This window comes from Nocardioides sp. P5_C9_2, assembly GCF_054049555.1.
In genome coordinates, this window is record NZ_JBFUMD010000405.1 from 1 (window position 1) to 3,664 (window position 3,664).

Here is a 3,664-nt window from a genome sequence, read left to right on the forward strand (position 1 = left end):
GATCAGGACGTTCGTCGGTCGCGACCTCGGTGACGACGAGCTCGCGGAGGTCCGACGGCTGCTCACCACCTCCGGGTCGCGCCGGTACGTCGAGGAGCTCGCCGCCGCCCACCACGCCGCCGCCCGGTCGGTGCTCGAGGAGCTGGGCCTCTCGGCCGCCCTGCTGGCCACCGTGACCCCGCGCACGCCGGTGCTCGCCGACGGCAGCGAGGTCGCGGCATGAGCTCGTTCCTCGTGAGCCGGCGCCCCGTCGACACCCCCTACGACTCGGTCGCGGAGGACAGTGCCGCGTCGGTCATCCGCGTGTTCTCCAGCTCCTTCGGACTGGCGTCGCGTCTCCTCGCCGAGCCGGTGCGCACCGAGGTGCGCAACGTCTACGCCCTGGTCCGGGTCGCCGACGAGATCGTCGACAACCCCGACCCCGCCGTGGGTGTCGAGGCGCGGACCACGATGCTGACCTGGCTCCACGACGACGTACGCCACGCGCTGGCACACGGCTACAGCGGCAACCTCGTCGTCCACGCGTTCGCCCGTACGGCGACCCGGTCTGGCATCGGGGCCGACATCATCGACCCGTTCTTCGCGTCCATGGCGATGGACCTCGAGACGAGCGTCCACACCCGGGAGAGCTTCGAGCGCTACGTCTACGGGTCGGCGGAGGTCGTCGGCCTGATGTGCCTGCGGGTCTTCCTCGCCGGGAACGGGGCCCTCGACCGGTCCGCCGACTACGACCGGTTGGCGCCCGGCGCCCGCAGCCTCGGCGCCGCCTTCCAGAAGCTCAACTTCCTGCGGGACCTCGCCGAGGACCACGACGCGCTGGGGCGGTGCTACTTCCCCGACCTCGACGTCGACGCCTTCTGCGACGCCGACCGGGACCGGATCCTCGACGACATCGCGGCCGACCTGGACGCGGCCGCCGCGGTCATCCCGGCCCTCCCGGCCGGCAGCCGCCGGGCGGTCCAGCTCGCGCACGCGACCTTCGCCGARCTCGCCACCCGTCTCCGCGCCACCCCGGCCGCCCGGATCCGGCGGACCCGTGTCCGGGTCCCCGACCCGGTCAAGCTGCGGCTCGCGGCCGGCGTGCTCTACGGAGGCCGCTCGTGACCTCGCTCCTGCCCCACGGCCTGACCGACCGCCTGACCGACCGCCTGACCGACCGGCTGACCGGCCGCTCGCCCGGCCGCTCCGTGGCCGGTGACGGCTCCCGCCGCGTCGTCGTGATCGGCGGCGGGATCGCCGGGCTGGCCACCGCCGCGCTGCTCGCCTCGCGCGGGCACAGCGTCGACCTCCTGGAGAAGAACGACGAGCTCGGCGGTCGTGTGGGGAGCATCGAGCGTGACGGGTTCCGCTTCGACACCGSCGCCTCGTGGTACCTCATGCCCGAGGTCTTCGAGCACTTCTTCTCCCTGCTCGGCACGACCGCGGCCGCGGAGCTCGACCTGACCGTGCTCGACCCCAGCTACCGGGTGTTCTTCGAGGGCCACGACGAGCCGCTCGACATCCGCCCCGACCGTGCCCACAACCGGGCGCTGTTCGAGTCGGTCGAGCCCGGGGCGGGGGAGGCCTTCGACGCCTACCTCGCGTCCGCGGAGGAGACCTACGACATCGCGCTGCGCCGCTTCCTCTACAGCAACTTCGACTCCGGGGCGTCGTTCCTGCGCACCGACGTCGTACGCAGCACACCCGCGCTGAGCAGGCTGCTCACCCGCTCGCTGGGCAGCCACGTCGCCGCCCGGTTCACCGACACCCGGCTCCGGCAGGTGCTGGGCTACCCCGCGGTGTTCCTCGGCTCCTCGCCGAGCCGGGCGCCGAGCATGTACCACCTGATGAGCCGGCTCGACCTGGGGGACAGCGTCCTCTACCCGCAGGGCGGCTTCACCCGGCTCATCGAGGTCGTCGCCGCGCTGGCCGAGCGGCACGGGGCACGGCTGCACACCGGTGCCGCGGTCACCCGGATCCTCACCGAGGACGCCGCGCGCGGCGGTCGTCCGCACGTGACCGGCGTCGAGCACACCACGGCCGGGGGCGAGCGGCGTACCGTCGAGGCCGACGTCGTCGTCGGCGCCGCGGACCTGCACCACCTGGAGACCGCGCTGCTCCCCACGTCGCTGCAGACCCACCCCGAGCAGGCGTGGCGTCGTCGCTCCCCGGGACCCGGTGCGGTGCTCGCGATGCTCGGCGTCGAGGGACGCCTCCCGCAGCTCGCCCACCACTCGCTGTTCTTCACCTCCGACTGGGACCAGAACTTCGGCGACATCTTCGGGCGCGAGACCCGCGTCCCTGACCCGGCGTCGACCTACGTCTGCAAGCCGTCGGCGACCGACCCGACCGTGGCGCCGCCGGGCTGCGAGAACCTCTTCGTCCTCGTCCCGGTCCCGGCCGACGTGTCCATCGGCACCGGCGGCGACGACGGCCACGGCTCCGAGGCCGTGGAGCGGGCCGTCGACGCGGCCATCGACCAGGTGTCGACGTGGGCCGGGGTCCCCGACCTGCGCAGCCGGATCCGGGTGCGCCACACCGTGGGCCCCGAGGACTTCGAGCGCTCCTACAACTCGTGGCGCGGTGGGGCGCTCGGCCTGGAGCACAACCTGCGCCAGAGCGCGTTCCTGCGCCCCGGCAACACCTCGTCCAAGGTCGACGGGCTGCTCTACGCCGGGGCCAGTACCGTTCCCGGCGTGGGACTCCCGATGTGCCTGATCAGCGCCGAGCTCGTCCTCAAGCGGATGAGCGGCGACCGGTCGTCGCTGCCGGTGAGTGGATGAGCCTGCCGCACTGGTCGTACGTCGCGATGCTCGCCTTCTGCCTCGTCGGGACGCTGCCGCTGGTCCCTGCCTTCCGGCTGTCCGTGCTGCGCCAGCCGCGGCGGCTGCTGCTCACGATCCTCGCCGCCGGGACGCCGTTCCTCGTCTGGGACCTGCACGCCACCGACGTCGGGCACTGGCACTTCGACGCCGACCAGACGCTGCCGTGGCGCGTCGCCGGGCTCCCGCTGGAGGAGATCGCCTTCTTCGTCGTCATCCCGCTGGTCGCGGTGCTGACCTACGAGGCGGTCCGGGTGGCGCGTCGCCGCGACCGGGCCGGGCGGCCGGGCCGGCGCGGGGAGGTCCGATGACCTACACGGCGATCGCCGTCGTGGCGGTGCTGGCGGCGCTGGTGCTGGACCGCTGGGTCGCGCGCACCCGGCTCACGACGACCGGCGACYGGTGGGCGGCGTACGCGATCATCGTCTTCTTCCAGCTCCTCACCAACGGCTGGCTCACCGGCCGCGGGATCGTCCGCTACGCCCCGGACGCGATCCTCGGCACCGACCGCGTGGTCCTCGTCGGCGACGGCCGGCTGGTCTTCGCGCCGGTGGAGGACCTGGCGTTCGGGTTCGCCCTGGTGCTCACCAGCTGCGTCGTGTGGGTGTGGCTCGGCGGGCGCCGCGAGCGGGAGGCGGCGTGAGCGTCTCGACCCGGCTGCAGGCGATGCAGCCCACGGACATCGGCGTCCCCGGCCCCAGCTCCCTGGACATGGCGCGCGCCTTCCGCTCGATCCGCGCCGATCCGCTCACCTTCCTGGTCGACGTCTCCGAGCGGTACGGCGACCTGGTGGCGTTCCCGGTGCCGGGGGCGCCGGCGCTGCTGGTCAACGACCCGGCCGACGCCCGTCACGTGCTCCAGAC

The 3,664-nt window shown here is 73.5% G+C and carries 6 protein-coding genes; all 6 read left to right on the plus strand.

The genetic code is table 11. From position 1 onward, the window contains the following. Positions 1 to 223, plus strand: a 223-nt coding sequence (locus tag ACXJKL_RS16995) for a hypothetical protein (protein ID WP_457208200.1), incomplete at its 5' end; no start/stop codon positions are given. Further along, the gene (locus ACXJKL_RS17000) at positions 220 to 1,104 is read left to right on the plus strand and encodes a phytoene/squalene synthase family protein (protein WP_457208201.1); all 885 of its coding nucleotides are present in this window, start codon (positions 220 to 222) and stop codon (positions 1,102 to 1,104) included. The genes ACXJKL_RS16995 and ACXJKL_RS17000, both read left to right, overlap by 4 nt. Further along, entirely contained in the window at positions 1,101 to 2,762 is a 1,662-nt protein-coding gene (crtI, locus tag ACXJKL_RS17005; protein ID WP_457208202.1) for a phytoene desaturase family protein, read from the plus strand. The genes ACXJKL_RS17000 and crtI overlap by 4 nt, the downstream gene beginning before the upstream one ends. Then, positions 2,759 to 3,112 (plus strand): lycopene cyclase domain-containing protein, encoded by a 354-nt coding sequence (locus tag ACXJKL_RS17010; RefSeq protein ID WP_457208203.1) that lies wholly within the window; start codon positions 2,759 to 2,761, stop codon positions 3,110 to 3,112. Before crtI ends, ACXJKL_RS17010 begins: the two co-directional genes overlap by 4 nt. Beyond that, on the plus strand, positions 3,109 to 3,444 hold the full coding sequence (locus tag ACXJKL_RS17015; RefSeq protein WP_457208204.1) for a lycopene cyclase domain-containing protein: 336 nt from the start codon (positions 3,109 to 3,111) through the stop codon (positions 3,442 to 3,444). The genes ACXJKL_RS17010 and ACXJKL_RS17015 overlap by 4 nt, the downstream gene beginning before the upstream one ends. Then, the coding region (locus ACXJKL_RS17020) for a hypothetical protein (protein ID WP_457208205.1) at positions 3,441 to 3,664 on the plus strand (224 nt) is incomplete at its 3' end. The genes ACXJKL_RS17015 and ACXJKL_RS17020, both read left to right, overlap by 4 nt.

Coding starts and splice junctions, on each gene's coding strand:
- ACXJKL_RS17010 (WP_457208203.1), top strand. CDS start 2,759: ATGAGCCTGCCGCACTGGTCGTACGTCGCGATGCTCGCCTTCTGCCTC.